At 59.5% G+C, this 25,108-nt stretch carries 28 protein-coding genes; 12 read left to right on the top strand and 16 right to left on the bottom strand.

What is annotated here, in order from left to right:
- Positions 1 to 110 precede the first annotated feature (110 nt).
- Genes Q672_RS29200 through Q672_RS29190 form a run of 3 tightly spaced genes read right to left on the bottom strand, consistent with a single transcriptional unit; the run spans position 111 to position 3,246 of the window.
- On the bottom strand, positions 111 to 1,613 hold the full coding sequence (locus tag Q672_RS29200; RefSeq protein WP_235047201.1) for a GTPase/DUF3482 domain-containing protein: 1,503 nt from the start codon (positions 1,611 to 1,613) through the stop codon (positions 111 to 113).
- Complete coding sequence (locus Q672_RS29195; protein ID WP_052017519.1) at positions 1,537 to 2,925, bottom strand: DUF2868 domain-containing protein; 1,389 nt, start codon at positions 2,923 to 2,925, stop codon at positions 1,537 to 1,539. Before Q672_RS29195 ends, Q672_RS29200 begins: the two co-directional genes overlap by 77 nt.
- A 12-nt stretch (positions 2,926 to 2,937) precedes the next feature.
- Positions 2,938 to 3,246: a hypothetical protein gene (locus Q672_RS29190; RefSeq protein ID WP_022986058.1), complete on the bottom strand. Its 309-nt coding sequence runs from the start codon at positions 3,244 to 3,246 to the stop codon at positions 2,938 to 2,940.
- Positions 3,247 to 3,368: 122 nt separating this feature from the next.
- Here Q672_RS29190 and Q672_RS29185 point away from each other — a divergent pair, with 122 nt between their 5' ends.
- The gene (locus tag Q672_RS29185) at positions 3,369 to 4,142 is read left to right on the top strand and encodes an ATP-binding protein (RefSeq protein WP_022986057.1); all 774 of its coding nucleotides are present in this window, start codon (positions 3,369 to 3,371) and stop codon (positions 4,140 to 4,142) included.
- Positions 4,143 to 4,247: 105 nt separating this feature from the next.
- Here the strand turns inward: Q672_RS29185 and Q672_RS29180 are convergent, their stop codons facing one another.
- Together Q672_RS29180 and Q672_RS29175 are read right to left on the bottom strand one after the other, a co-directional pair.
- On the bottom strand, positions 4,248 to 5,276 hold the full coding sequence (locus Q672_RS29180; RefSeq protein WP_022986056.1) for an alpha/beta hydrolase: 1,029 nt from the start codon (positions 5,274 to 5,276) through the stop codon (positions 4,248 to 4,250).
- Between the two features lie 82 nt (positions 5,277 to 5,358).
- A complete protein-coding gene (locus Q672_RS29175; protein WP_022986055.1) occupies positions 5,359 to 5,979 on the bottom strand; it encodes an outer membrane beta-barrel protein in 621 nt (206 codons plus the stop codon).
- A gap of 120 nt (positions 5,980 to 6,099) precedes the next feature.
- Between Q672_RS29175 and Q672_RS29170 the strand changes: the two genes are divergently transcribed.
- Positions 6,100 to 7,017: a homoserine kinase gene (locus tag Q672_RS29170; RefSeq protein ID WP_022986054.1), complete on the top strand. Its 918-nt coding sequence runs from the start codon at positions 6,100 to 6,102 to the stop codon at positions 7,015 to 7,017.
- A gap of 85 nt (positions 7,018 to 7,102) precedes the next feature.
- On the opposite strand, the gene Q672_RS29165 is transcribed toward Q672_RS29170, so the two are convergent.
- A complete protein-coding gene (locus Q672_RS29165) occupies positions 7,103 to 8,194 on the bottom strand; it encodes a cellulase-like family protein (RefSeq protein ID WP_022986053.1) in 1,092 nt (363 codons plus the stop codon).
- Between the two features lie 149 nt (positions 8,195 to 8,343).
- Between Q672_RS29165 and Q672_RS29160 the strand changes: the two genes are divergently transcribed.
- Positions 8,344 to 8,697, top strand: coding sequence for a hypothetical protein (locus Q672_RS29160; RefSeq protein ID WP_233552447.1), 354 nt, complete (start codon positions 8,344 to 8,346; stop codon positions 8,695 to 8,697).
- A gap of 35 nt (positions 8,698 to 8,732) precedes the next feature.
- On the opposite strand, the gene Q672_RS29155 is transcribed toward Q672_RS29160, so the two are convergent.
- Complete coding sequence (locus tag Q672_RS29155) at positions 8,733 to 9,626, bottom strand: metal ABC transporter substrate-binding protein (RefSeq protein WP_235047200.1); 894 nt, start codon at positions 9,624 to 9,626, stop codon at positions 8,733 to 8,735.
- 123 nt (positions 9,627 to 9,749) lie between these two features.
- Here Q672_RS29155 and znuC point away from each other — a divergent pair, with 123 nt between their 5' ends.
- From znuC to Q672_RS29140, 3 genes are all read left to right on the top strand, one after another.
- A complete protein-coding gene (znuC, locus tag Q672_RS29150) occupies positions 9,750 to 10,526 on the top strand; it encodes a zinc ABC transporter ATP-binding protein ZnuC (RefSeq protein WP_022986050.1) in 777 nt (258 codons plus the stop codon).
- The gene (znuB, locus tag Q672_RS29145; RefSeq protein WP_031226729.1) at positions 10,519 to 11,301 is read left to right on the top strand and encodes a zinc ABC transporter permease subunit ZnuB; all 783 of its coding nucleotides are present in this window, start codon (positions 10,519 to 10,521) and stop codon (positions 11,299 to 11,301) included. The genes znuC and znuB overlap by 8 nt, the downstream gene beginning before the upstream one ends.
- Positions 11,302 to 11,511: 210 nt before the next feature.
- A complete protein-coding gene (locus Q672_RS29140) occupies positions 11,512 to 12,792 on the top strand; it encodes an MATE family efflux transporter (RefSeq protein ID WP_022986048.1) in 1,281 nt (426 codons plus the stop codon).
- Here Q672_RS29140 and Q672_RS29135 read toward each other — a convergent pair.
- The 6 genes from Q672_RS29135 to rd form a co-directional block, all read right to left on the bottom strand.
- Positions 12,789 to 13,850, bottom strand: coding sequence for a GGDEF domain-containing protein (locus tag Q672_RS29135; protein ID WP_022986047.1), 1,062 nt, complete (start codon positions 13,848 to 13,850; stop codon positions 12,789 to 12,791). The two genes, Q672_RS29140 and Q672_RS29135, sit on opposite strands and share 4 nt — an antisense overlap.
- Before the next feature lie 218 nt (positions 13,851 to 14,068).
- On the bottom strand, positions 14,069 to 14,710 hold the full coding sequence (locus tag Q672_RS29130) for a hypothetical protein (RefSeq protein WP_022986046.1): 642 nt from the start codon (positions 14,708 to 14,710) through the stop codon (positions 14,069 to 14,071).
- An 81-nt stretch (positions 14,711 to 14,791) separates the two neighbouring features.
- Positions 14,792 to 15,190, bottom strand: a complete 399-nt coding sequence (locus tag Q672_RS29125; RefSeq protein ID WP_022986045.1) for a hypothetical protein — start codon at positions 15,188 to 15,190, stop codon at positions 14,792 to 14,794.
- Positions 15,191 to 15,347: 157 nt separating this feature from the next.
- On the bottom strand, positions 15,348 to 15,725 hold the full coding sequence (locus Q672_RS29120; protein WP_022986044.1) for a hypothetical protein: 378 nt from the start codon (positions 15,723 to 15,725) through the stop codon (positions 15,348 to 15,350).
- Positions 15,726 to 15,790: 65 nt separating this feature from the next.
- Positions 15,791 to 16,939: an NAD(P)/FAD-dependent oxidoreductase gene (locus Q672_RS29115; RefSeq protein ID WP_022986043.1), complete on the bottom strand. Its 1,149-nt coding sequence runs from the start codon at positions 16,937 to 16,939 to the stop codon at positions 15,791 to 15,793.
- 108 nt (positions 16,940 to 17,047) lie between these two features.
- Positions 17,048 to 17,212, bottom strand: a complete 165-nt coding sequence (gene rd, locus Q672_RS29110; RefSeq protein ID WP_008929914.1) for a rubredoxin — start codon at positions 17,210 to 17,212, stop codon at positions 17,048 to 17,050.
- Positions 17,213 to 17,442: 230 nt separating this feature from the next.
- Between rd and Q672_RS29105 the strand changes: the two genes are divergently transcribed.
- From Q672_RS29105 to Q672_RS33995, 6 genes are all read left to right on the top strand, one after another.
- Positions 17,443 to 17,958, top strand: a complete 516-nt coding sequence (locus Q672_RS29105; RefSeq protein WP_022986042.1) for a chorismate--pyruvate lyase family protein — start codon at positions 17,443 to 17,445, stop codon at positions 17,956 to 17,958.
- Positions 17,959 to 18,147: 189 nt separating this feature from the next.
- Positions 18,148 to 19,020 (top strand): 4-hydroxybenzoate octaprenyltransferase, encoded by an 873-nt coding sequence (ubiA, locus tag Q672_RS29100; protein ID WP_022986041.1) that lies wholly within the window; start codon positions 18,148 to 18,150, stop codon positions 19,018 to 19,020.
- Positions 19,021 to 19,286: 266 nt separating this feature from the next.
- On the top strand, positions 19,287 to 19,991 hold the full coding sequence (phoB, locus tag Q672_RS29095) for a phosphate regulon transcriptional regulator PhoB (protein ID WP_022986040.1): 705 nt from the start codon (positions 19,287 to 19,289) through the stop codon (positions 19,989 to 19,991).
- A 71-nt stretch (positions 19,992 to 20,062) separates the two neighbouring features.
- Positions 20,063 to 21,373, top strand: a complete 1,311-nt coding sequence (gene phoR / locus Q672_RS29090) for a phosphate regulon sensor histidine kinase PhoR (RefSeq protein ID WP_022986039.1) — start codon at positions 20,063 to 20,065, stop codon at positions 21,371 to 21,373.
- Positions 21,374 to 21,427: 54 nt separating this feature from the next.
- Positions 21,428 to 22,012, top strand: a complete 585-nt coding sequence (locus Q672_RS29085) for a TIGR00730 family Rossman fold protein (RefSeq protein WP_022986038.1) — start codon at positions 21,428 to 21,430, stop codon at positions 22,010 to 22,012.
- 180 nt (positions 22,013 to 22,192) lie between these two features.
- Positions 22,193 to 22,369: a DUF1328 domain-containing protein gene (locus Q672_RS33995; protein WP_022986037.1), complete on the top strand. Its 177-nt coding sequence runs from the start codon at positions 22,193 to 22,195 to the stop codon at positions 22,367 to 22,369.
- Positions 22,370 to 22,373: 4 nt separating this feature from the next.
- Here the strand turns inward: Q672_RS33995 and Q672_RS29075 are convergent, their stop codons facing one another.
- The 3 genes from Q672_RS29075 to Q672_RS29065 all read right to left on the bottom strand — a co-directional run bounded on the left by Q672_RS29075 (position 22,374) and on the right by Q672_RS29065 (position 25,059).
- On the bottom strand, positions 22,374 to 22,919 hold the full coding sequence (locus Q672_RS29075; RefSeq protein WP_022986036.1) for an NADPH-dependent FMN reductase: 546 nt from the start codon (positions 22,917 to 22,919) through the stop codon (positions 22,374 to 22,376).
- A gap of 194 nt (positions 22,920 to 23,113) precedes the next feature.
- Positions 23,114 to 23,974 (bottom strand): pirin family protein, encoded by an 861-nt coding sequence (locus Q672_RS29070; RefSeq protein ID WP_022986035.1) that lies wholly within the window; start codon positions 23,972 to 23,974, stop codon positions 23,114 to 23,116.
- 83 nt (positions 23,975 to 24,057) lie between these two features.
- On the bottom strand, positions 24,058 to 25,059 hold the full coding sequence (locus Q672_RS29065; protein WP_022986034.1) for a glutathione S-transferase family protein: 1,002 nt from the start codon (positions 25,057 to 25,059) through the stop codon (positions 24,058 to 24,060).
- Positions 25,060 to 25,108: the final 49 nt, after the last annotated feature.

The raw sequence follows: 25,108 nt of genomic DNA, 5'->3' as shown, positions 1-25,108 counted from the left end.
CCCACCTATGGCGCAATGAATGACTTTCGGAAGGGCGTTTTTATCGCCCCAGCGGCGTGCAAATTTTGGTCATACGATACAAATTCGCCGTATGCCCCCACTCCATGCCATCAAAATTGCTCCAGTTGCCACTGGGCAAAGGCCTGTTGCGCCAGCTCCAGCTGCTCGATCAGGCGCTGTCGCTTGCTTGGGTCAAAGCGGCGGCGGGCCAGCGCTTGCAGGCTCTTCTGCAGGGCATTGCGGTCCCCACGGGATAACACGTCCAGCCAATGGCCATCGCTGTCGGTGACCACCAACACATCTCGACCGGCGTGATTACGCTGGCTGACCTGATACCAGTGCACCAACGCGCGTCCCAGCACCACATAGGCGAATTGTGGATCCTTGAGCGGGCCGTAGACCGCTTCGCGGAAACCCCCACTGAGCGGGCCCACTTTGACCTTGTTGAGCTTGTCACTGTAGAAATAACTGCCCGCTGCCCCCAGCAACCCGCCCACCAGGGCCCCGGTTCCCAGGGAATGCCCGAAGGTGACCGCATCGAGCCCGGCACCGCCCACCGCCCCCGCCCCGAAACCGGCAGCGGCCAGTTGCCCCTTGCTGATCCCCCATAACTGGCGGGTTCGCTCGCTGAACAGATCACTTTCGTCTGGCAGGGTCAGATCCGACTCTTCGCGCTGCAGCCGCCTGTGCAGGTAGATATCTTCTACCGCGCGGCGCTGGCGCTGCTCCCGCTCCCGCTGCCAGGCCTGCCAGCGCTGGCGCAACTGCGGCAACAGGGGCCGGGCATCCTGATGTTCCCCCAGCCGGGCCGTTTCCTGATGGCCCAGCATGTCGATGAGAGCATCGGCGATCTGCTCCAGGGCCTGGTGGTCCCGGCCGAACTTCAACGCCTGCAGGTATTCCAGCGCCGCATCCAGGGTTTCGCGCCATTTCGGCGCCAGTTCCCCGAAACTTCGCAGCAGATCAAGGTGTTTTTCGAACGGCGCCCGCACCGCATCAAAGCGCCGCACAATCTGGAAGTACTGCCCCAGGGCCGCTTCCCAGTCGGCACTGTAGTCGTCACTGCCGATCTGGTTGATCAGCGCCAGACTGGGCCGCCCAGTCCAGCGCAGGATATTCATTTCCGCTTCGTGCTCGCGGTTGTAGGGCACCGACCCATCGACCACGTAGATAATCCCGGCGCCCGCCACAATGGGCCGCAGCAACTCGCATTCGTCGTGATAACGGGGATCATCGCTATGCTGGTTCACAAACGCGGCCACGGTATCAGGGCGGTCGGACGCAGACAGACTGTGCCCCTGCAGCCAGGCCAACAGCTTGCGCGGTCGCTGGAACCCCGGGGTGTCGATCAATTCATAGAGGGTGACGTCATCCACCTTCATGGGATAGCAGTGGCTGTCGCGCGTAGTGCCGGGCTCCATGGCGATGGCAATGGAGTCATTCTGGGCGAGGGTCGCCACCACGCTGGACTTGCCTTTGTTGGGGTGGCCCACCACCGCGAAGCGGGGCAGGCTGTCAGCGGCCTTGCCGGTGTCGTTAGCGTCCATGGTCAGCATCAACCGGAGTATTGTCGGATTGGGCCTCAGGGGCACAGAGCAGGAGATGGGGGTCATGCTGGCGTTCCACAAACCGTTGCCATTGGGCCTGCAAGCCGCGGTCGGTCAACGCCGCCCCCTCTTCATCAGCCAGCGGCACCAATGCCAGCAGGGTGCCTGCAGGCCACTGCTCGCGGGCATCCATAATGAAATCACTGAGTTCACCCGTGGGCGGCTCCCAGCCCCGCGCCACCAGAATCACCGGCTCCGGGCGTTGGCCCGCCTCACGCAGGGCCTCTGCATCCTGCTCGAGCGTGCTGTTGCCTCCGGCCCGTAATTGCCGGGGGCCCGGCCCACGACTCAGGGCACCTACCACTGCACCTGAGCGCATGCCGGCACCGGCCCAGTGAATCAGGGTGCTACTGGCAGGCAAGGGCGACAGGGCCACGGTGGCCTCTGCCGGGGCCCTCGGCGCCTCTTCTTCACCGCGGGTTTCCACCCACGGAGTCTCGAACCGGTACAGCAGGGGGGCATAGCCCGGGTGCCGGGCCAGTGCCCGTCGGGCCTGCCAACGCACCTGCAGACCCGCCAGCACCAATAACACCAGTCGAGGCAACAGCACGTAGCTGAGCCACAGCATCAACACAAAGGGCCACCAGGTGCCCAACAAGGCGGGATCACTGACAGCCCCCTCGCTGTTGAGACGGTAAAACTGGGAGGCGGAAACCAGCGCCTGGCTCGGCACAGCCTCTGGCCATAGCGTCTGCCAGGGTTGGGCCAACAGACTAACCAGAGCGTGATAGCCCTCGGCAGAGGTCTGCAAGGTAGTACTCCAGCCAAAGGCCAGATCCTGTACCACCACCATGACCAGCAAGGCCAGCAAACCACTGATAGCAAACAGCAGCCCACCGGTATGGGCGATACGGGCAGACAGGGCAGGGCGCAGCGAGGCCAGCGGGTCGTCATCCGCCTGGGCACCAAACAGGCCGCGCCAGGGTTGCCAGCCCAGCCAGGCCTGCACACTGGTCAGCACCGCCAGCAGGCATTGCAGGGCGACCAGCGCCATCAGCAGGGTCAGATTGATCTGACGGCCACCGTCATACACCAGCAATCCCAGCATGAAGGCGGCCCCCAACACCGTGCCAAGGCCGGCAAACACCCAACGGGCTTGCCGCCAACGGCGCAGGCGGACATCCGGGCCGGGCTCACGACGCTGGTCATTGAGCGCATGGAGCGCCTGTAGCCACGCGGGCACCGTCAGCGGCTGGCGTTGCTCCTGTTGCTGCTGGGCAAAACGTCGGTCACGCCGGTGCAGGAAGGCCTGACCTTGTTTCTGGTCACGCCGGTACTGGTCTTCAAAGTCCAGCAACCGGGTCAGGGCTCGACTCAATCGCGGCCCCGCTTACTGGCCGCTGGCGGGCGGATTTTGCTGTGGTGCCGGGCGCGGCACCTCCGGATTGAGCTTCGGCGAAGTGTATTTCACCGCATCCTGACCACAGGCCATGCAGGCGTTGCCAAACTCCCCGAGAATGCCGCCGTTCTCGTCATAGCCGTAGGCCGGACGGTAATCCTGGGTGCACTGCTGCGGCGGATCTTCCGGGCAGCTTTCCGTATCGGAGGGCAGCCCCATGGGGTAATCCGTATCGTATTTGTGGGTACAACCCGCCATCAACAACACAAGGGCAGGCAAGGCCAGTGCAGCAGCTTTCATCAAAGCATCTCCTGAATTCATGAGCGTTCTGCCCCAAGCATAGTCAAAGCTGACGGCAGACGCATGTATCATGAACCGGATTTCTCGACTATTTTTCCCTTTCTGTCCGTTGTGGAGTTTTCATGAACGCCTCCTCCCCTCTCGACTGGCGCACCCTGCCTGCGGCCATCTGGCGCGGGCGCACCGCGTCACTGCGCCCGGTGCAACATCCCGACCCGGTACGACTGGATGATCTGCTCGGCATCGACGAACAAAAGCGAAAGATTATCCAGAACACCGAGCGTTTTCTGGCCGGCCAACCCTGCAATCATGTGTTGCTGTGGGGCAGCCGCGGCACCGGCAAGTCGTCCATCGTCAAGGCCCTGCTCAATGCGTATGCCCCTCGTGGTCTGCGCGTGATCGAGGTGGACAAGGATGACCTGCACGACTTGCCGGAAATCGTCGATGACATTCGCGAGCGCCGCCAACGGTTCATCATTTATTGCGACGATCTGTCGTTCGAAGACGGCGAGAACCAATACAAACATTTGAAAAGCGTACTGGAAGGGTCACTGGAACTGCCGCCGGAAAATGTGCGCATTTACGCCACCAGCAACCGCCGACATCTGTTGCCGGAATACATGAAAGACAATGCGCAATCACAGGTGGTTGGGCGGGAAATACACCACGGTGATGCCGTGGAAGAAAAGATTTCCCTGGCGGATCGTTTTGGGCTGGGGCTGAGTTTTTACCCGATCAGCGAGCCACAATTTTTCGAGATTGTGGATCACCTGTTTGGTGAGGTTGCAGACCGCGAACAACTCCACATTCGTGCGCGGCGCTTTTCCATTGAAAAGGGTGTGCGCTCAGGGCGCACTGCACGGCAGTTTTATAATCAGTTTGTGGGGGAATTTTAACAGCAGCTGCGAGCTTTGAGGAAAAGCCGAGTCTCGAATTACGAGTAGAAAAAGGCAAAATCTTCAGGCTTGCGATGTCTGGTTTTCGCAACTCGCAGCTCGTAGCTAGAAGTGATTTGCCGTCGCGTCGCAGATCGCATCCAGGGCCACTTTTGCCGCGGGAATCACGCCACCCATGGTGAAAAAACCATGGACCAGCCTGGGGAAATCCAGACTGCTGACGGACACCCCGGCCTCACGCAGTTTTTCCCCGTAGGCCAACCCTTCATCGCGCAGCGGGTCGGTGGCGGTCACCAGCACCGCTGGTGGCTGACCGACCAGATCAGGGTTACGCAGGGGGGATACGCGATAATCCTCAACCAGTGCGTCATCCTGAATAAAATGGCTGCGGAACCAGGTGAGCAACGGCAGGTCCAGACCAAAACCCTGCCCCAGATTCTGAATCGAGCGATGCGCCAGAGCCCCATCGGTAGTGGGATACACCAGCACTTGCAAGGCCGGCACCGGCACCCCGGCCAGGGCCGCCTGCTGACAGACCACGGCAGCCAGGTTTCCGCCAGCACTGTCACCCATGACCGCAAGGCGCGTGGAATCCAGCCCCAACGCCGCGGTGTTGTCCAGCAGCCATCGCCACACCGCCAGGCTCTGATCGGCACCGGCCGGCGAGGGATGCTCAGGGGCAAGGGGGTAGTCCACACTCAATACGACGGCATTGGTGCGTTCGGCAATGTAGCGACAAACACGGTCATACTCATCGACACCGCCTACGGTAAATCCCCCGCCATGAAAAAACAGGATTGCCGGAGCCAGCCGCGGAGCATTCTCGGGGCGATAACGTCGCACCAGAACCGCGGTGTCTGTTGCCACCGGCACCTGGTGATCCACCACTACCGGCATGGGACGCTCAGGCACGTCCAGCAGGGCAATCATGTCACGATAGAGCTGGCGCGCTTGCGCCACCGGGACACTGTTTAGTGCCGGCTTGGCAGCACTCAACGCAAGCAGAAAACGGACGTGCGGATCGAGATGATCCCTGGCCCGGGTTTCCATTCCCGCGGCAAGTCGGGACAGCACCGGTCGCGGCAACATCATCAGGGATTTCAGCGCAACACGTTCCAGAGCGACTGAGCTCATCGGGACTCCTTGACTATGGGATCTGCAATCGCGTTTGCCGGCGAGCGTGCTGCGTGCCGGAAACAGAATGTGCGCGAGTGTATCAGAAATACCACTCCAGGCCGCCCTCGATCCCGGTCACGGTGATGTATTCCTTGTCTACGTATTGCATGTACTGCAGGCTAAGACCGATATTCCAGGCCGTGCGCACCCCAATGGCAGCACCGAAAGCCAGACTGGTGTCATCATTGCGATCCACATCGCGACGACAACCCGCCGCATTGCAACGATGCGCTTCGGTCTTGACCTTCACATCAGCAATGCCCGCAAACCCTTGCAGAAAGACACTGTCCAGATGCTGTTTGGCGACCGGGGCAGCGAACGACCACTTGCCGGTCGCCAGCAGCGCGGCGACGTGATCCACGCTGTAGTCAACCTTGCTGCGACTGGTTTCCGAGCGCCGGGTATCCGGGGAAGGGCCAGCCCCCAAACGCAACTCAACCCCCCAGTTCTCATCCACCATACCCCCCAGACGCAGGGCAAGGCCGGAGGGCGTCGTTTCGTAACGGTCGTAATCCAGATTGAAGTGCATCAGGTTTGCAGCAGCGTACCCATAGCGGGCATCCTGAAAGTGGGCAACCCGGGAGGCAGAGTCACGCTCAGCCGCTTCGGCCGCCCATAGGGCGGGGCTGATGAGCAAACCGAAAAGCATCCAGTAACGCATGGAAAGTCATCCTTTTTTGTTATTCTTTGAGTCTCGGCTGCCTGTTATACCACCGCCAGCAGGCTGAGTCTTTGTCCATCGGCCGGGAAGCCCCTCAGCCGCCGCACCAGGAAGCTCCTCATGTCTGTCTACACACCACTTCCCCCAACAGAGATGGCCCGAGTGCTGGCAGCATTTGGTTATTCGCTGGTGAATTTCCGTGGCGCCAGCCACGGCATTGAAAACAGCACCTTCCTGATTGATGCCACAGATTCACAGGGGCGATCAGCAGGCCTGGTGCTTACCGTGTTCGAAAACCTGGACCGCAATGCAGTGCAACCCTACCTGCATTTGTTGGCGGAACTCGCCACTGACCCACAGCTACCCGTACCCGGCCCATTGCGGGATGCCCATAACCGCTGGCAAATTACGGTCGCGAACAAACCTGCAGTTCTGATGCCACGCCTGCCGGGCGACCATGATTTTTCCGTGGATGAGCTGCGCTGCGGCCAGGTTGGTGCCCTGCTGGCACGACTCCATCAGTGCGACACCCGCGCCCTGATGCCGCTCCCGGCTGAACGCCAGCGGCTGGCGTCACTACAGGCCCAGCTGGACAAGCTACCCGCCGCCCAACAGCCCATCGCCCGCGCCCTGCTGGACGCCTGGCAGTCAACCGCTACCGGCAATACCTTGATCCATGGCGACCTTTTCCGTGACAACCTGCTCTGGCAAGACGGCCGCATCAGTGCGCTGCTGGATTTCTACAACGCCTGCCTGGATCACCCGGAATACGACCTCGCCGTGACCCTTAACGACTGGTGTGTGAATGAGGAAGGCAAGCCGGTACCTCTGCGGGAAGAGGCGTTACTGAAGGCGTACCAACAACAGGGGGGAGTGATCGATAACGCTCGCCTGGCACTGGCGCTACCTGTAGCCGCACTGCGTTTCTGGTTGTCTCGACTGGCCGGACCGGTGGCACAACAAAGCGAAGGGCAGGGCAGTAAGGATCCCGCAGAATTTGCCCGGATTTTTGCCTGGCGGACGCAAGATCTCGAATGAATCCGCCTTCTTCGAAGGCGCCACACTGGCAGTGTGCATAACTGCAACAATCCATCCCTGCCGCAGGCTCTACTGCCGGGTCCTGTCAGCGCGCTCCCGCCAGGATCATGTGGTTCAGGTGGGCCAGGTAGTCCTGCTCCTGCCACAACCAGTCATAATGCGGAGAGGCCAGCGAGGTTGGGGTCATGGCGTCGACGCCCTGAGTCAGGGCATTCACGACCATCATTTCATGCAGATCCGCCCAGCCTGTCGGCATACTGCGCAGCCCTCTCGGCTGGCGCACAAAGCCATTGCCCAAAACCGGGCTCAGCCGCCGCAAGCGGGTAAACGCCATACGGCGCTGCAACTGCTCTTCCAGGCGCCGCTGCCAGTGGGTGCCCGCCGCATCCAGCAATACCTGTTTGACCGGACTTGCCAGGCGGCCAAGCAAGCCGGACATGGGCATGGCCTCGCCAGTGGCAAGCCGATACCGGGGATCCTCATCGAGCCACAGGCTGAAATCGAGAAAATCCAGCTCACTGGTGTCCAGCTGGCGCAGCTGTTCACTGAGCGCGGAGGTAGTGCTGAGCCCTACCGGTACCGAGGGGAACAGCGCATGCAACGCCCGTGGCACCTCCAGCAGATAGGCCTCCAGCCGTTCGGCGGCGGTGGGCGACCAGCGAGACGGCAAGCCACGCTCCGGCGAACGACCGAAGACCCTCCGGGTCACTCCATGGGCCGCCGGCAGCGACGGAAACTGATAGCAAAAATCCACCCCCGCGACGTCATCCAGGTAACCCCATTCCTGAATCAGCGAGAGCGTATCGCTCCACACGGCCACATAATCAGCCGGGCGCCGAACAAAGGAGCGGCGGGCACGGCTGTCATTGATGAAGTGACTGCTGAACCACAGCTTCATGCCCCGTTCATGGGTGGATTGCATCAACTGCTGCAAGGCATGTCGGATTTTGACTTCTACCGGTTGGCCGTGACTGGGGATTAACTCACAGCGATCCAGATGGATACCATTTTCCGGCGAAGCAATCAGGTGAGGGCAAGGATCCACACGCAGGGCATTGAACCCACGCAATTGGGTGTCGTCGAGCACACGCTCCAACGAGGCAAAGGCACCGTCGCGCAAGTCGCGGTGCAACAGCCAGGATAGATCCCAGCATGCCATTGCCAACGGTTGAACCATGTGTATCCCTCATAGAAAGCGAACCAGCATACCGGTTTCCGAATCCGCCTCAATGGCTATGGTTCCTGTTATCGGTGAAATGACCCACCTTGACATCCCTCTCAGGGAAAACATTCCCCTTTTGGAGGGCGGCAGCTATGATTCGAGACATGAAAAAACTGATAACAAGCTTACTGCTGGCACCGGGCCTGAGCCTGGCCGCAGAACAATTGCCGGATACGGCGCCGCCTGATGAGCAGGCCCCGCAAACCCGTGAGTCCGGCCCCGCCACTCCGCTCAATGGCGATGAGCTGGAGTCGCTCTACCTGCAATCTCCGGTCGAGCTGGATACCAGCGACGAGAGCCAGGGACTTAACGCCATGAGTAACGAGGCTCGCTTTCTGGAAAATGAGCAGCAGGAAATGCGCCAGCGTCAGGCAGAAACGGTCCGCCCTGTGGCGCCTCCACCCAGTGAGACGCCGCCTCCACCGCCACCCACACTGATCCCGATTCGGGATTTATAGTCCGGTTAGCGGCGACGCGATGCTGAGCCTCCCCTTCAGCCTCGCGCTTGCAGGCAACGCGCAAAACCCTCCCCCAGGGTGTTGAGCCAGGGGAGATAGTGTAACGACGGCTGATCGCGCCCCAGAGGATCCAGCGCCACGGCCTGGCACTCCGGGCAGAGCCTTTCCAGCATGTTGACTCGCGCCTCCGGCTCTACAATCATGCAATGCAGTTCACGGGCACGAATCTCTTCGGCCAGCGCCACAAAGCGGCGGCTTCCAGGGCCGGCATCCAATTGCACACTCACCTGCACCGGCTCAGCCAGCCCCATTGTCTCACTGAAATACCCCCACGGATGGTGATAGCTCAACCAGTCGGTGTTCCCATGAGGCGCCAGTTGCTGGCGGAGTGTTACACGGGTGGCATCAGCCTGTTGCAGCCACACCTCTGGCTGCCCCTGCAGTAACCCCCCGGGCATGGCGTTGGCCACCGCCTGCGCCAGCAACTGCATGTTCTTGATCGACAACCACAGATGAGGATCCAGGCTGGCATTGTGATGCGCATCGCTATGGTCAGGGTGATCATGCTCATGACCGTGCTCGTGATGGGCATGCTCTCCCTCGCGACGCTCCACTGTTGGCTGCTCCAGTAGCGCCACTGACGGCCGGTTACGTCGCGCCACCAGTGGCGCCAGCGGCGCCTCCACTCCAGCGCCCAGCCACACCAGCAAATCCGCGTCGCGCACTTGCATCACCTGACGCGGCGACAGCGCCACCTGATGCGGGTTCTGGTTGGCCTGCAACAGCGTGACTACCTCCACCTCCGGGCCATACAGGCTGCGCAGCAGCTTGGCCAGCGGCTCCACACTGGCCACGATGGTCTGGCTCCAGGCCGGACCGGCAAACAGCAGCAGAACAATCAACCCCAAACAGCGCATAGCGTCATTCACTCTCAGACCTTTGTTGTCAGCTCCCTGCCTGAGTGCCGCCAACACCGTTGTTTACCGCCCGCTTCGTGCAGGCGAAAGGGCAGCAGTATATCATTGCGCCTTTGTTCTTCGGGCGGGTTTCTCATGTCGGAACCACTGGTCAAGGTTGAGTCGGTCTCGGTCACCCTGGGTGGCACCTCGGTGCTGTCGGAGGTGAGCCTGGATCTTGCGCCCGGCCGTATCACCACACTGATTGGTCCCAATGGGGCAGGCAAGAGCACTCTGGCACGGCTGGTACTGGGTTTGGTGACCCCGGATCAGGGTACGGTGGTGCGCCGGCGCGGCCTACGGGTCGGCTACATGCCCCAGCACCTCAATATCGACGACAGCCTGCCACTCACCGTGGACCGCTTCCTGTGGCTGGGCGCCAGCGGCCCCACCGCCGCCCGCCGTGCCGCCCTGGAACGGGCCGGGGTCGCGCATTTGCGGCGTCGTGCGGTGCAAAAGCTGTCCGGCGGCGAAATGCAGCGGGTATTACTGGCCCGGGCCCTGCTGCGCAAACCCGACCTGCTGGTCCTGGACGAACCGGCTCAGGGCGTGGATGTGGCCGGCCAGAATGCCCTCTATGGATTGCTCAAGGATGTCCGAGACGAACTGGGCTGCGCCATCCTGCTGATTTCCCACGATCTGCACCTGGTGATGGCCGCCACCGACGAGGTGATCTGCCTGCAACGCCATGTGTGCTGTTCCGGCAGCCCGGAAACCGTTAGCCGGGACCCGGCCTACCACGAACTATTTGGCCCCACTGCCGGCACGCCGAACCTGGCGCTCTACACCCACGATCATGACCACGATCATGATCTGGATGGCAATGCCCACCACCATCACCACGACCATGAAGGCCCCTGCAACCATGATTGAACTGCTGCTCCCTCCTTTGCTGGCAGGGCTGGCCGTGGCGCTGGTCTCGGGCCCCATGGGCGCATTTGTGGTGTGGCGTCGCATGGCCTTTTTCGGTGACACCCTGGCCCACGGAGCCTTGCTGGGCGCCGCCCTCGGACTGGCACTGGATATCAGCCTGTATGTGGGGGTAGTGGCCATGTGCCTTGGCCTTGCCGCCGCACTGACTGCGCTGCAACACCAGCGCCAACTGGCCAGCGATACCCTGCTCGGGATTGTGGCCCATACCACCCTGGCACTGGGGGTGATTGCCATCAGCCTGCAAACCGGTATCCAGGTAGACCTGTTCGCCTACCTGTTCGGTGATCTGCTGGCCGTGGGCTGGCAAGAGGTGGTCGGGCTGTGGGCTGGTGCATTGGTGATTCTTGCCATGATGGTGTGGCAATGGCGTGCCCTGTTGAGCATCACTGTCAACGAAGAGCTGGCACAGGTCGAAGGGGTGGCGGTGCAACGCACCCGCCTGTTGCTGATGCTGCTGCTGGCGCTACTGATTGCCGGCGCCATTCGTACCGTCGGGGTGCTGTTGATTACTTCGCTGCTGGTCATCCCCGCTGCCAGCGCCCGGCGTTTGACGCACACCCCTGCCCAGATGGCGATCGTCGCCAGCGTCCTCGGCACCCTGTCTGTGCTCGCCGGGCTGACGGTGAGCTGGTTTGCCAATACGCCCGTGGGGCCGTCGATCGTGGTCGCCGCCAGCGGCTTGTTTATGCTGACGCTGTTGCGCAAAACCTCGTAGGAGCGTCACTGGCGGCGCGATTCCAGACCAGGATCAAAAACGTTTCCACCGCAGAGATCACGGAGACCACTGAGGAAAGCCATTGTTTTGACTCAGTGAACGCTATGTCCTCTGTGGTAAATCTGCCTTTAACAACGCAGGCGATCGCGCCGCCACCAAGCGCAGCGAATAACCGACGCTCCTGCGGCGGGGCATTTTGCCGGAGCATGAATGAGTCTGTCGCTTAACCAACGCATCTGGATGCTGGCCTGGCCATTGCTGCTGTCGAACCTGACCGCGCCGCTGCTCGGGCTGGTCGACACGGCGGTGGTCGGCCATCTGGCACACCCTCGCTATCTGGCCGCGGTGGCGCTGGGCGGCAATTTCTTCATGTTCCTGTACTTCTCGTTCAATTTCCTGCGCATGGGAACCACCGGTTTTGCGTCCCAGGCCCGTGGCGGGGGCCGGGACACCCGCGTGGTGCTGTTACGCGGGCTAGTACTGTCCTGCGCACTGGGGCTCGCCCTGATTGCGCTGAGCCCCCTGCTACGCGAGGCCGGCCTGTGGCTGTTGGGCGGCAGTGACGAGGTGCAAGGCCTGGCGCGCGATTACATCGATATCCGTATTCTGGGTGCGCCTGCCGCACTGGCCAATTTCGCCCTGATCGGCTTTGCCATCGGCACCCATAACACGCGGGTACCACTGAAAATGACCGTGCTGATGCACAGCACCAATGCCCTGCTGGATGTGCTGCTGGTACAGGTGTGGCACTGGGATGTGCGCGGGGTTGCCACAGCCAGTGCCATCGCCGAGTACGTGGGCCTGATTGGCGGGCTGTTCTGGCTGCGTCATGCATTGCGTTCGCCATCGCAGCCCGAACCGGTATGGCGGCTCAGTGCGCTGCTGGCGTTGATGAGTGTGAACCGCGATATCTTCATTCGCAGCCTGGCGCTGCTGACCGCCTTCTTTTTCTTTACCGCGCAAGGCGCCCGATTGGGGGATACGGTACTGGCCGCCAACGCCGTCCTGATCACCTTTCTGCTGATCCTCAGCAACCTGCTGGACGGCTTCGCCAATGCCGCCGAGGCGCTGGTGGGGGAAGCACAGGGCAAAGGAGATCACGCCGGATTTCGTGAGGCCGTGAGCGCCACCGGACGCTGGACCATCGGCTGCGCGGCCCTGGGCTTGGCGGGCTTTGCGTTGGGCGGCGCCCCTCTGATTGGGTTGCTGACCGACCTGCCCGCGATCCGTGATACGGCCACGGCATATCTGCCGTGGGTGTTGCTGTTACCACTGACCGCCAGCGCAGGCTTCTGGCTGGACGGCATCTTCGTCGGTGCTACCTGGGGCGCCGCCATGCGCAATACCATGCTGGTCTCGGTGGCCCTCTTTTTCGCCATCTGGGCGCTGACCCAGCCCTGGGAAAACCATGGCCTGTGGCTCACCATGAACGCCTTCATGGCCGCCAGGGGGATGTGTATGGGCTGGGTGCTGTGGCGTAACCACCGCTAGCCGGCGGCTACATCCTTGCCGGCAGATTTGTTCAGGTACATACGCCGGTCGGCAGACTTGAGCAGGGCATCGGCATCTTCGAAATGATCGGGCCCGGTCTGCACCACTCCCATGCTGATACTCACTTCCGGCAACCGCTCCGCCAGCAACCGCCGAATCCGCTGGCAATAGGCGGCCTCCGCCTGCTCCTCGGTGCTGTTGGCCAGCAGCACACAGAACTCATCACCACCATAACGAACACAAGTGTCCTCGCCCCGCGCCGTTTCCAGCAAGACCTTGCCCAGCTCCGTCAGCACGCGGTCCCCATAAGCGTGGCCGCGGCGATCGTTAAGCCCCTTGAAGTCATCAACATCCACAAATATCAACGAAACCGGCTCACTGCGCCGCTGCGCCGCCTTGACGGTCCGCTGCAGGGCTTCATTAAGATAACGGCGTGTTGTCAGCCCGGTCAGTGCATCCGTGCGCAACTGGCCATTGCGCATGGCAACCGTTTCCTCCAGGGCCCTGGCATATTCTTCCGTGCGGTTTTTCACTGCCTCGATTTCAGAGACCAGACTGAGGATATAGGTTTCAAACACCAGGGTGACGTCAAAGTAGATCAGCTTGTCCAGTGCCAGCAGTGCTCGCTGCAGCTCCAAACCGGACTCCATGGTGTCGTTAAGGTTTTGCACCAGCAACCGGTGCAGCAGATACACCGCCGACAGATAGAATTTGGGCTCTACCCCAATACGCTTGTGGACCAGCCCGATTCGCAGACGGTTATTCGTGTATTCAAGGTCATAGGCGCCGGAAAACAGATCCATGATATAACGGCGCTGGGCGGTCTCCAGGCGCTCAAGCGTGTCGGAATCCCCGATCAGTGAAGCAATATCCGGATTACTGGTCTGAATGCCGTAAAAGGTTTCTACGATGTCATCCAGACGACGTTCGATGTGATCCCGACAGCGCAGCAGCGCGGCGACATCCTGGTCATCAAACTCCAGCAGCCGCTTTCGCGCCCCGATTTCCATTTCGGTAATACGCATCTGTTCCAGCAGGGTTTTCATATTGGAATGCATGCACGCTCCCTCGCCCCAAGCAGGTCATCCTGACCCCATGCAAATATGACGGTTATGCCACCATAGTACCCCGTTGTCCGAACATGACCATAGGACCAGGGGGAAAGTTGTGCGTAAGGGACAGACCTGAGGATGAACAGAGTTCAGGAAAGAGGCGCATCCGCCGTGGGAAAGAACAGGAAAGCCGGGCTGGCAAGGCAGCCAGCCCCGGCGGGAAGTCAGCGTTTCAGGGCACCATCCTTGTCCAGCTGGCCCACCACGCTTTTGGCGTAACCCTCAGCACCACTCTTCAGGTTATAGGGGTTCATGCTGCGGGACTGGGCCTGCCACACCGGTTTCTCCGTGGCTGCACTGTAAACCTGAGTTTGCAGATAATAGTCGGTGGCGTTCTGGTAGTAGCCTGGCTGGTAGATCGCGCTGTAGCTATAACCCACATAAGGACCATAGCCCAGATACATCGGTGCAGAGGTCATGGGCATGTAATCCACGGTAGGCGGAATGTACTCATCGCGCTCTTCCACCTTTAGCAGGCTCACGACCATGACACCATCTGCTCCGCTTTCCTTGACCGCGGCTTCGATCTGTTCACGGAAGTCATCTGCGTGTTGCCGCTCGCCTGCGAGACTGGCGGTAGACAGGGTCGAATCTATCGAACGTTTTTTGAGGCTTTTGGCAACTTGCTGCTCAACGACAGCGGACGTCACCGCCGTTTCCGCCAGTACCACAATAAACAGGTGATCAAACGCCGGGCGTGGCTCGCCGGTCTTGGTTTGCCAGGTGGAGTGAGTTTCGGTGGTAGTGGCACAGGCAGCCAGCATGACTGCGGCAGCCAGAACGAACAGGCGAGTAACCATCTGCATGGGGAATCCTTCGTTATGCAAGGGAATGAATCCACACAGAGTAATGCGGCAAGCGCGGTTCGCCAAGCATCTTGCCGAGTATCAGGGCGTCAGCAACCGCTGCGCTGACTTCCCGCAGAATTGCTGCCGGCTTTCGCCACCACGCTGCCGCACCGAGGCCATGCACTTGCTATAACTGCCATGGGACACCACGTTCAGGACATCATTCTCGATAGTCACCGAAAAAACATTGTCCCGAGGGCGCATGCCACTGCGATCCCAATCGGAGAATCGCTGGCCGCCACTGGCACAGGCATAGCTGGTGGTGTAGGTAAAACCACGGGCAGCACGGGTGATGTGGGTATAGACCTGCCACCCCCCCCGTCGCCCGTACATAATCTCCCGCTCGCACCCTTTGATCGTATCAATGGCGTCATCCTGGAAAAAAACCACCTCGTTGTAGGTGGTACCATCCAGGTCGAACTTGGCTACCAGATACACAGGGGCATCCGAAGCAGCAAAGGCCCGAACGCAAGACAAGAGAAAAACGACAGCCACGAAACAGGGAAAGGGTCTCATTAATCCGCCAAATGCAATTTTTTGTTATTCAATCCTAGCGGAGAAAACGCAGGCAATACAGGCCCGCCATCAGGCAAGGTTATTTTTTTCCACCCGGCATGATGAATTTCATCAACGTCATGAACCACATCAACTGGCCGGGATCGCCTTCGATCTTGATATCACCGGACTGCATCCCTTCCATGAAGGCCATCTGGTTCTTGCCGGCCTTTTGCAGGGTGTCGAAGGCATAGCCCGCATCTTTGAAATTCAGGGTGACGGTCGGTGCCGGATGAATCCCTCCTTTGGCTGCGACCTTGCCCGGAGTGAATTGGAACCAGCGCGCCGGCTTACCGTTAAAGGTCCGCCATTGCATGATGACGTTGCGGTTTTCCAGCTGCTTTCGGAAACCTTCGTTACGCCACGCCAACCAGCGCAAACGCCACCCCAGAACCAGCAACACCAATGCAAATTTCATGGACCTTCCTTTATCAATGAACAGCGCAACAGCCGGGCTCATGGTGACATGAGCCCGCTGCAAGCTTACGGCATCACCGCCGGCAGTTCCTTGTTGAGCTTCATTTTTTCCTTCACCGCATCACCGGTGAGGGCATAGCCCAGCAAATTGCCGTCCTTGCCGCGGAACAGGGCCTGAACCGTGTTGCCATCGGCTTCCACTTCCCAATCGCCTTCACTGCCTGCCGGAGCCGGACACACCACCACCGGGCAAGCCGGGGTCTTGATGGTGACGGGCATTACGCCGTAGCTGACATCGGTGGGCTCACCGGCCAGCGTTTTGGCCAGCGCCCGGGCAGACGCCATCAGCGGCAACACGTAGGGCAGCACATGGCCTTCTACTTCGGCACAGTCGCCCAGGGCAAAAATATCCTCGGCGCTGGTGCGCAGGCCCTTGTCGGTGAGGATGCCACGATTGGTGCTCAGGCCGGCTTCCTTGGCCATGTCGATGCGCGGGCGCAAGCCGATGGCAGACAGCACCACATCCGATTCCAGCTTGCTGCCGTCAGACAGCTCGGTCACCAGCTTGCCGCTGTCTCCGTGGTGCACCGCCTTGGCCAGCGGGCCGAAGTGGAACTGCACACCCAGTTCCTGCAGGCCGCGACCAACCGCTTCAGAAGCAGCTTCCGGCAGCAGCAAGGGCAGGCAGCGGCCCATGGGCTCAACCAGCTGTACCTGGAACCCACCGTTAGACAGATCGTTGGCAAATTCACAGCCGATCAAACCACCACCGAGAATGGTGATTGTCTTCTTGCCCTCAATGGCTGCACGGAATTTGGCGTAGTCCATCAGATCGTTGACGGAGAACACCTCGCCAACCGCGTCACCTTCCAGGGGCGGAGTCCAGGTATCGGCACCCAGCGCCAGCACCAGCTTGCTGTAATCCAGGTGGTCATCCGGCAGCAGTACACGCTTTTTTTGCGGATCGATTCCGGCCACATGAACACCGGTACGCACATCCACATTGAACTGCTCGGACACCTTTTCCGGTGTCGCCATGCACAGGTCATCGGCGGTCTTTTCCTTGGTAAAACCGGCGGACAGCATGGGCTTGGAATAGTTACGGCCGTCGTCTGCGGTGAGCATGACGATGGGCGTTTCCTTATCCAGCTTGCGGAATTCCTTGACGGTATTGAAGCCGGCGAGGCCGGTGCCGATGATGACGATGGGCTTCATGAATGATCCTTTCACTGTTCAATGGACGGGCGGGATGCGCGGGCGCTCAGAATGCGCTGATGCCAGAAGAGATCGGGCGGCCCCTGCCGGGGCCAGACCTCGGTGGAATCAGATTTCCACCATCTCGAAGTCTTCCTTGCCCACACCACAGTCCGGGCAAACCCAGTCTTCCGGCACATCGTCCCAGGCGGTACCCGGGGCAATACCTTCGTCCGGCAGACCTTCGGCTTCGTCATAAATGAAACCGCACACTACACATTCCCACTTCTTCATGGTGAACCTCATCGGATTGAAGTAAGCACTCGCTTACTCTGCTACATACAGGGTGTATCTCGGGGGTCGTTAACCTATCGGGGCGGCGCCGAAAAATCAATGACAGTGACCACTGTCATATTCGGTCTATTATGCCGATCCGCACCCCGCAATCCCCGGGTTTTGCGGCCGCCCTTGCTCTCTGTACAACCATGGGCCATAGTCCGCCGGCCTGAAGCCCGGAAGATCCCATGCTGCCTGCCGCCCTGCATCCTGACAGCCTTTGGCGCCCGCTGGAACAGCTGGTGCTACCCCCGATAATCCGCGACTGGATGGCGGACCCGGACTCGCTCACTCGCCGGCTGTCCCGCTACGGTGCCTTCCGCGTTGTCCCGGGTTTCCATGCCCACGCCGTCCCTAAAGCCGATGAACGGCAACTGCTGGCACTCCCCGCCCGTCAGGTAGCACTGATTCGCGAAGTCACTCTTATGCTGGATGACACCCCGGTGGTTGCCGCCCGCAGCGTATTGCCGGTTGGCAGCCTGACCGGGGCAAACCGCTCTCTCGGCCACATGGGCAGCCGCTCACTGGGACTGGAGCTGTACAAACGTCCCCTCTGCCAGCGCGACCAGGTATGGGCAAGGCGGGGCTCACCCGATCAGGAGCTGCCGCTGTGCTGGGGCCGCCAATCCCGCTTCATCAAGCGTGGTGCACCGCTACTGGTAGCGGAGTATTTCCTGCCGGCGTTGTGGGAGAAGGTGGGGTAGCGCGTTGCCGAACAGCCCCGTACTCGTCTGCCATTAGACTCTCTGGGCCTGTTTCCTCTGCGTCGCGCGGCGCAAACGATACTCGTCTGGCGCCACAACCCGCTCGCGCGTTTCCACTTTGAACTTTCAACTTGCAACTCAACCCCACCCATCCGGACAATACCTCCACGCCTGACAACCGGATGTCCCATGTTTGCCTTTGTTGAAAACCGCTATCCCGGCCTGTGGCCCTACCTTCAGCTGATGCGCCTGGACCGGCCCATCGGCACCCTGCTGCTGCTGTGGCCGACCCTTTGGGCGGTGTGGATTGCCGGGGCAGGCACCCCGAGCCTGACCACCATCGTGATCTTCTTTCTGGGGGTGGTGATCATGCGCGCGGCAGGCTGCGTGATTAACGATTTTGCCGACCGGGATTTCGACGGCGATGTGGAGCGCACCCAGGGCCGGCCGCTGGCCACTGGCGCCATCAGCAGCAAAAAGGCGCTGGCGCTGTTCGCCGGGCTGGGGCTGCTAGCCTTCGTACTGGTGCTGTTCCTCAACGAATTGACCTTCTGGCTGTCCTTCGGCGGCCTTGGGCTGGCGGTGCTGTACCCCTTCACCAAGCGCTTCACCTTTATGCCGCAGCTGTTTCTGGGGGCCGCCTTCAGCTGGGCCATCCCCATGGCTTTTGCCGCAGAAACCGGCGAGGTCCCGGAAATCGCCTGGCTGCTGTACGTGGCCAATGTGGTGTGGACGGTCGCCTATGACACCCAGTACGCCATGTGTGACCGTGAAGACGACCTGAAACTGGGCATAAAGAGCACCGCTATCCTGTTTGGCGACGCCGATCGGTTAATGATCGGTGTCCTTCAGGGGCTAACCCTGCTGGGGCTGATCATGGTCGGCCACCGCCTTGGGTTCAGCTGGCCCTGGTATGCAGGCCTGGCAGGGATGGCCGTGACCTTCCTCTACCAGCACAGCCTGATCCGCTATCGCGAACGCTGGCCCAGTTTTCATGCCTTCCTGAACAATCACTGGAGCGGGGCGTGTGTGTTTGCGGGGTTGTATTTCCAGTACTTTTGAGTTGAAAGTTTAACGCTCAAAGTGGAAAAGGCGGGAGGCAGGTTTTGTCGTTCCGGCTCTCTGTACCCGCGCCATTACCTGCGAGCGCGGGCACGGCTATGCAAAACCTGCTGGCTTGGGCCGCGTTTCAATTTTGAACTTTCAACTCATCACTCCCTCTCCCGCTTGCAATTCCCCCGCATCCGGCTCAACTTGTCATACGCATGTCATAAAAGAGCAATCTAATAGGGCACCAACAAAAGACTGACAGGCGAAGGAAGGAAGCCATGTCCCGTAACCGAATTTTGATTGTTGATGACGAGCCGGCTATCCGTGAGATGGTCGCTGTCGCCTTGGAACTGGCGGACTTTGATGTACTGGAAGCTGAAAATGCCCAGCGCGGCCACGAGATCATCGTCGACGAACGGCCAGACCTGGTACTGCTGGACTGGATGCTGCCCTCCGTGACCGGCATTGAGCTGGCCCGTCGCCTTAAGCGTGATGAGACCACCAATGAAGTGCCGATCATCATGCTTACCGCCAAAAGCGAAGAAGATAACAAGATCCAGGGCCTGGATGTGGGTGCTGACGACTACATCACCAAACCGTTTTCCACCCGCGAACTGATTTCCCGGATCAAGGCGGTACTGCGCCGCTCTTCCAGCGCTGCCGCCGAAAAAGCTATCGAAGTGGAAGGGCTATGCCTGGACCCGGTCAGCCACCGTATCAGCGCTAACGACGAGCCGGTGGATATGGGGCCAACCGAATATCGCCTGCTGGAATTCTTCATGAGCCATCAGGAGCGAGCCTACTCCCGCACCCAGTTGCTGGATCAGGTGTGGGGCGCCAATGTGTATGTGGAAGACCGCACCATCGACGTCCACATCCGCCGTTTGCGCAAGGCTCTCGCACCCTACGGCTTTGACCGTTTTATCCAGACGGTGCGAGGTACGGGCTATCGCTTTTCGATCAAGGCCGCCAAGGCGAGCTGAAGCCAATAATGTGTTAGGGTTCATGACCTCGGTATAACTCCAGTCTGACCCCACAAGGGCAACACACGATCATGAAAGCCAGCCTGGCCAAAGAAGTTAATCGAATCGCCGGCCTGATCGCCCTGGCCGCCTTGACCGCTCTCGCAGTCGGTCACATCTGGCCATTGCTGGTAGGCCTGGTGGGCTACATTTTCTGGAGTACCCGGCAGCTGTTCTCCCTCTACAGCTGGCTGGTCCGTGATGATCATACCGAACCGCCAGACAGCATCGGTCTGTGGGGCGAGTTCTATACCCGGCTGGAACACTTGTTTCAGAAAGAACGGCGTGCGCAGGAAAACCTGCAAAGCATCATCCACCGCGCCCAGCAATCCGTAAACGCTCTGGAAGAGGTGGTCATCCTGATTGACCAGCACGGCTATCTGGAATACTGGAACGCCGCCGCAGAGCGCTATATGGGCTTCAACCCCAGCCAGGACCTGGGGCAACCGCTCACCAACCTGGTGCGCCACCCCGGATTTACCGAATACCTTCATCGCGCCGATTTTCGCGAACCCCTGGAAATTCCCTCTCCGGTGAATGACAACCGCATCCTGCAATTCAGGGTGACGGAGTTCGGCGTTGGCGAGCAACTGCTGATGGCCCGTGATGTCACCCGGATTCATCACCTCGAACAAATGCGCAAAGACTTTGTAGCCAATGTCAGCCACGAGTTGAAAACCCCTTTAACAGTACTCAAAGGCTACCTTGAAACGCTGCTGGATACCGTGCCTGAAGAACAGCCTCGTCTGCGGCGTGCACTGACTCAAATGGAAAGCCAGTCTGACCGCATGGAAGCGCTGGTCACGGATCTGTTGTTGCTCTCGCGACTGGAAAATACCGATGCGGATAACGATCGCCAAGCCGTCGCTGTACACGGCATGCTCAACCGCATGCGCGAAAACGCCCAAGCTCTGAGCGCGGACAAACATCATCAGATTGAAATGGATGTCCCAACCGAGGCGCGTCTGGTCGCCAACCCCGCCGAACTGGAAAGCGCCTTTGGAAACCTGATTACCAATGCAGTGAAGTACACCCCTTCCGGTGGCCTGATTCGCATCCAGTGGTGGCAGGACGAAAAGGGCGCGCATCTGGCCGTTACCGATAATGGTCTGGGAATTGACCCTGCCCATATTCCACGGCTCACAGAACGCTTTTATCGCCCCGATAATAGCCGGGTCACCCAAACGGGTGGCACGGGTCTGGGGCTCGCCATTGTCAAACACGTGATGATTCGTCATAACGGCAAACTGGACATCAAGAGCGAGCTGGGCAAGGGCAGCACCTTTACCTGCCACTTCCCACCAGAGCGACTGGTTAATCGCCCCACTGCAGTTGCAGGGTAAGACGCTCCACCTGCAACCGATTTGCGACAAACCCAAACACCATTAGGGATGATGATGAAAAAAGTCTGCGTTTACTGTGCTTCCAGCGACGGAAACGATCCTGCTTTTGGCATCGCGGCTGAAAACCTGGCCGCAGCATTGGTAAGCCGAAATCTTGGGCTGGTGTATGGCGGCGCCAGCGTGGGGATCATGGGAACTCTGGCCAACGCGGTCATGGACAGGGGGGGAGAGGTAATAGGAATTATCCCCCAGGCACTGCTGCGCCGTGAGATTGGCAATCACCACCTGACCGAGTTGCAGATCGTCGACTCCATGCACGAGCGCAAGGCAGCTATGGCGGATCAGGCCGATGCGTTCATCGCACTCCCCGGTGGCATGGGCACCCTGGAAGAGCTGTTTGAGATTTTGACTTGGGCACAGCTAGGCTTTCATCACAAGCCAATTGGTCTGCTGAACGTCAACGGTTACTACGACCACCTGGCGGCCTTCCTTGGTCACAGCGTCGACAAGGGTCTGCTCAAGCCAGAGCACCGGAACTTGCTGCAGGTCAGCGCCAGTGCGGACGACCTTCTGGGACGCTTCGCAGACTGGAAATCGCCACCGTTGGAGACCTGGCTGGAAACAAGCCACCCATTGTAACGCACGCCACCCAGTCAATAAGACGCGTGCTTTCTGCAAACACCACGATAATGTTTCTAATTCTGGCGGCCGGAAAACGCGAGCACAGTATAAAAAATCGTTAAAGCATTAACCTCTGCACGGAAGCTAAAACGCAGCAACGTCATTCTTGAGACTCATTCTATTAGCGAGGACATTCTCATGCTTGGATGGGCTCTGACTTTTTTTATTGTTGCCATTATCGCTGGCGTACTCGGCTTTGGAGGCATTGCCTCTGGCGCCGCCTCTATCGCGAAAATTATCTTTTTCCTTTTCCTGATACTGCTGGTGATCAGCCTGGTCGCCAACGCCTTGCGGGGTCGAGGCCCCAAAGTCTGACGGTTCACGAAAAATGGGCTGACCATGCCTGCAACGCCACCAACTGATCGGCGATCAGGGATTGTGTCTTGTCGTCGGCCAGGTTGCCTTGCTCGTCACATTTTTCGTGTGCGCTGGAGACAAAGACTTCGGGCTTGTTAAGCAGGTAGGCATCCAACCCCACCAGTATCTGCCGCAAATGGTATTGGCTTCGGCTGCTGCCCATTCCGCCCATGGATGCGCCCATGATAGCGGTGGGTTTACCCGCGAAGACTTTGCCCGGCACCCGGGACAGCCAGTCCAGCGTATTCTTCAACACGCCGGGAACGGAGTAATTATATTCCGGTGTGGCAATCAGCAGGGCATCGGCCTTCTGCAGTTTTTCTGCCAGCGCCAACACTTCGGCAGGGCGTTCCTTGTCATTATCGATATCGCCGTTGTACAGGGGGATGCTAGAGATATCGGCGATCTCGATATCCATGCCTTTCGGGGCACAATCAACGGCAGCACGCACCAGGCCTTGATTGAAAGATTGCTGTCTGAGACTGCCTGCAATGGCGATAACTTTCATGGCTGACATTCCTTTGAACGCGAGAAAGTGAGTGGGTTGATGCTCTTTGACAAACCTTGAGGAGTCAACCCGATTTCCGTGAAGATTCAGCATGGGATGCCCATCGTTTATCCCGTGCCTTAACGGTAATCCAATAGCACAATCCCGGTGGCTCGGCACGAGCCTCGCCAACGGGAAAGCCTTTCCTTTGATGGCTAGAGTTGTGACGGTTCAGCAGTCAGGGTGCCATTGCGATAATCACTCAGGGCCTGATTGATTTCTTCCTGGGTGTTCATCACAAAGGGGCCGTACTGGGCAATGGGCTCTCCCAGGGGGCGACCTGCCAGCAGCAGCAGCCTTGCGCCCTCACGGCCCGCCTCGACCGTGAGATGATCACCGTCAGTGAGCGTCGCCAGGTGATCCTGCTGTACCGTTTCCCCTGCCACGGTTATCAGGCCTTCAAACACATAGACAAAGCTGTTGTAGCCCTGAGTGACCGGTACAGTCAGCGCTTCTCCCGGACGCAGTTTCACATCCAGATACAACGGATCGGTGCTACCGCCTTTCATCGGCGCGGTCAGCAATTCACCCGCCACCGTGACTTCACCGGCAATTGCCTTGATCTGTCCGCCGCTGGCCAGGTCCAGACGTGGCATCTCTGTATCCGCCACATCCCGGTAGCCTGCCGCGGTCATTTTTTCTGCAGCAGGCAGATTGATCCACAGCTGAAAGCCACGCAACAGACCGTCTTTTTGTTGGGGCATTTCTTCATGAATGATGCCCCGGCCTGCCGTCATCCATTGCACCCCCCCCTGCGTCAGATCTCCTTCGTTACCCAGGTGATCCCGGTGACGCATATGTCCTTCCACCAGGTACGTTACCGTTTCAAAACCACGGTGGGGGTGCGGAGGGAAACCGGCAATATAGTCATCCGGATTCTCCGAAGAAAAGGCATCCAGCATCAGAAACGGATCCAGACGCACCATGGGGTTATAACCCAGCGCCCGTTTCAGGCGAACCCCTGCGCCATCGGATGTATCCAGTGAGCGAATCGTGTTGAGAAGGGTGCGTTCCATGGGAACCTCCTGTGCAAATAAGCTGCGAGCTACGAGCTATCAGCTTCGAGTTAACATCAAAATCCTTTCCTCACCGCTCACCGCTAGTCGCTGATTTTTCTCTCCCCCAATCGCTCACGGTCATGGGCAGTTTGCCAATCCAGTTTCGGGCCGATGGAGATGATCCCGTGAGGGTTCACCGTCGGATGGCTGCAGAAGTAGTGATGGCGGATGTGCGCCAGGTTCACGGTTTCTGCCACGCCGGGCAGCTGGTAAATATCTTTCAAAAAACCCTGCAAATTCGGGTAATCGCTAATGCGTTTTCGGTCACACTTGAAGTGGGTGACGTATACCGGATCGAATCTCACCAGAGTGGTCCACAAACGAATGTCGGCTTCTGTGAGGGTGTTACCCACCAGATAGCGCTGCTCACTCAACCTTTGTTCCAGCTCATCAAGCCTGTCGAACAGCGTCGTGACAGCTTCGTCATAGGCGTCCTGACTGGTGGCAAAACCACTCTTGTACACGCCATTATTCACATCGTGATACACGCGCTCGTTAATGGCATCGATGTCGGCCTGGAGTGCACCCGGATAGTAATTCCCCGGCGTGGCACCCAATGCATCAAAGCTGCTGTTGAGCATGCGAATAATGTCTGCCGACTCATTGCTGACAATCGTTTCGCGTTGCGTATCCCACAACACGGGCACTGTGACACGACCGCTGTAGCGATCATCGGCTTTCAGGTAAAGCTCATACAGTTTGCTGAAGCCGTGCAACGCATCGCCAGTCGCGCCGGCAAAGTCATCGCGCAGCTCCCAACCGTTTCCCAGCATGTGGGGATGGACCACCGAGACACCGATGTGGTCCTGCAGCCCTTTCAGTGCACGCACGATCAGGGTGCGATGCGCCCAGGGACAGGCATAGGACACATACAGGTGGTAACGCCCACTTTCCGCCGGGAAACCCTTGTCCCCACTGGGGCCCGCACTGCCGTCCGCCGTCACCCAGTGACGGAACTGACTCTCAGAGCGCTTGAAGCGGCCACCGGTGCTTTTGGTGTCGTACCATTTGTCCTGCCACTGTCCATCCACTAACAGTCCCATGATGCCTCCTGATCGTTGCCCATGACGTTTTCGGTGTAGAAACCTCGAG

This window comes from Alcanivorax sp. P2S70, assembly GCF_000475295.1.
Lineage (GTDB): Bacteria > Pseudomonadota > Gammaproteobacteria > Pseudomonadales > Alcanivoracaceae > Alcanivorax > Alcanivorax profundi.
Note: the sequence above shows the minus strand (reverse complement) of the source record. Positions and strands in the feature narration are given on the sequence as shown.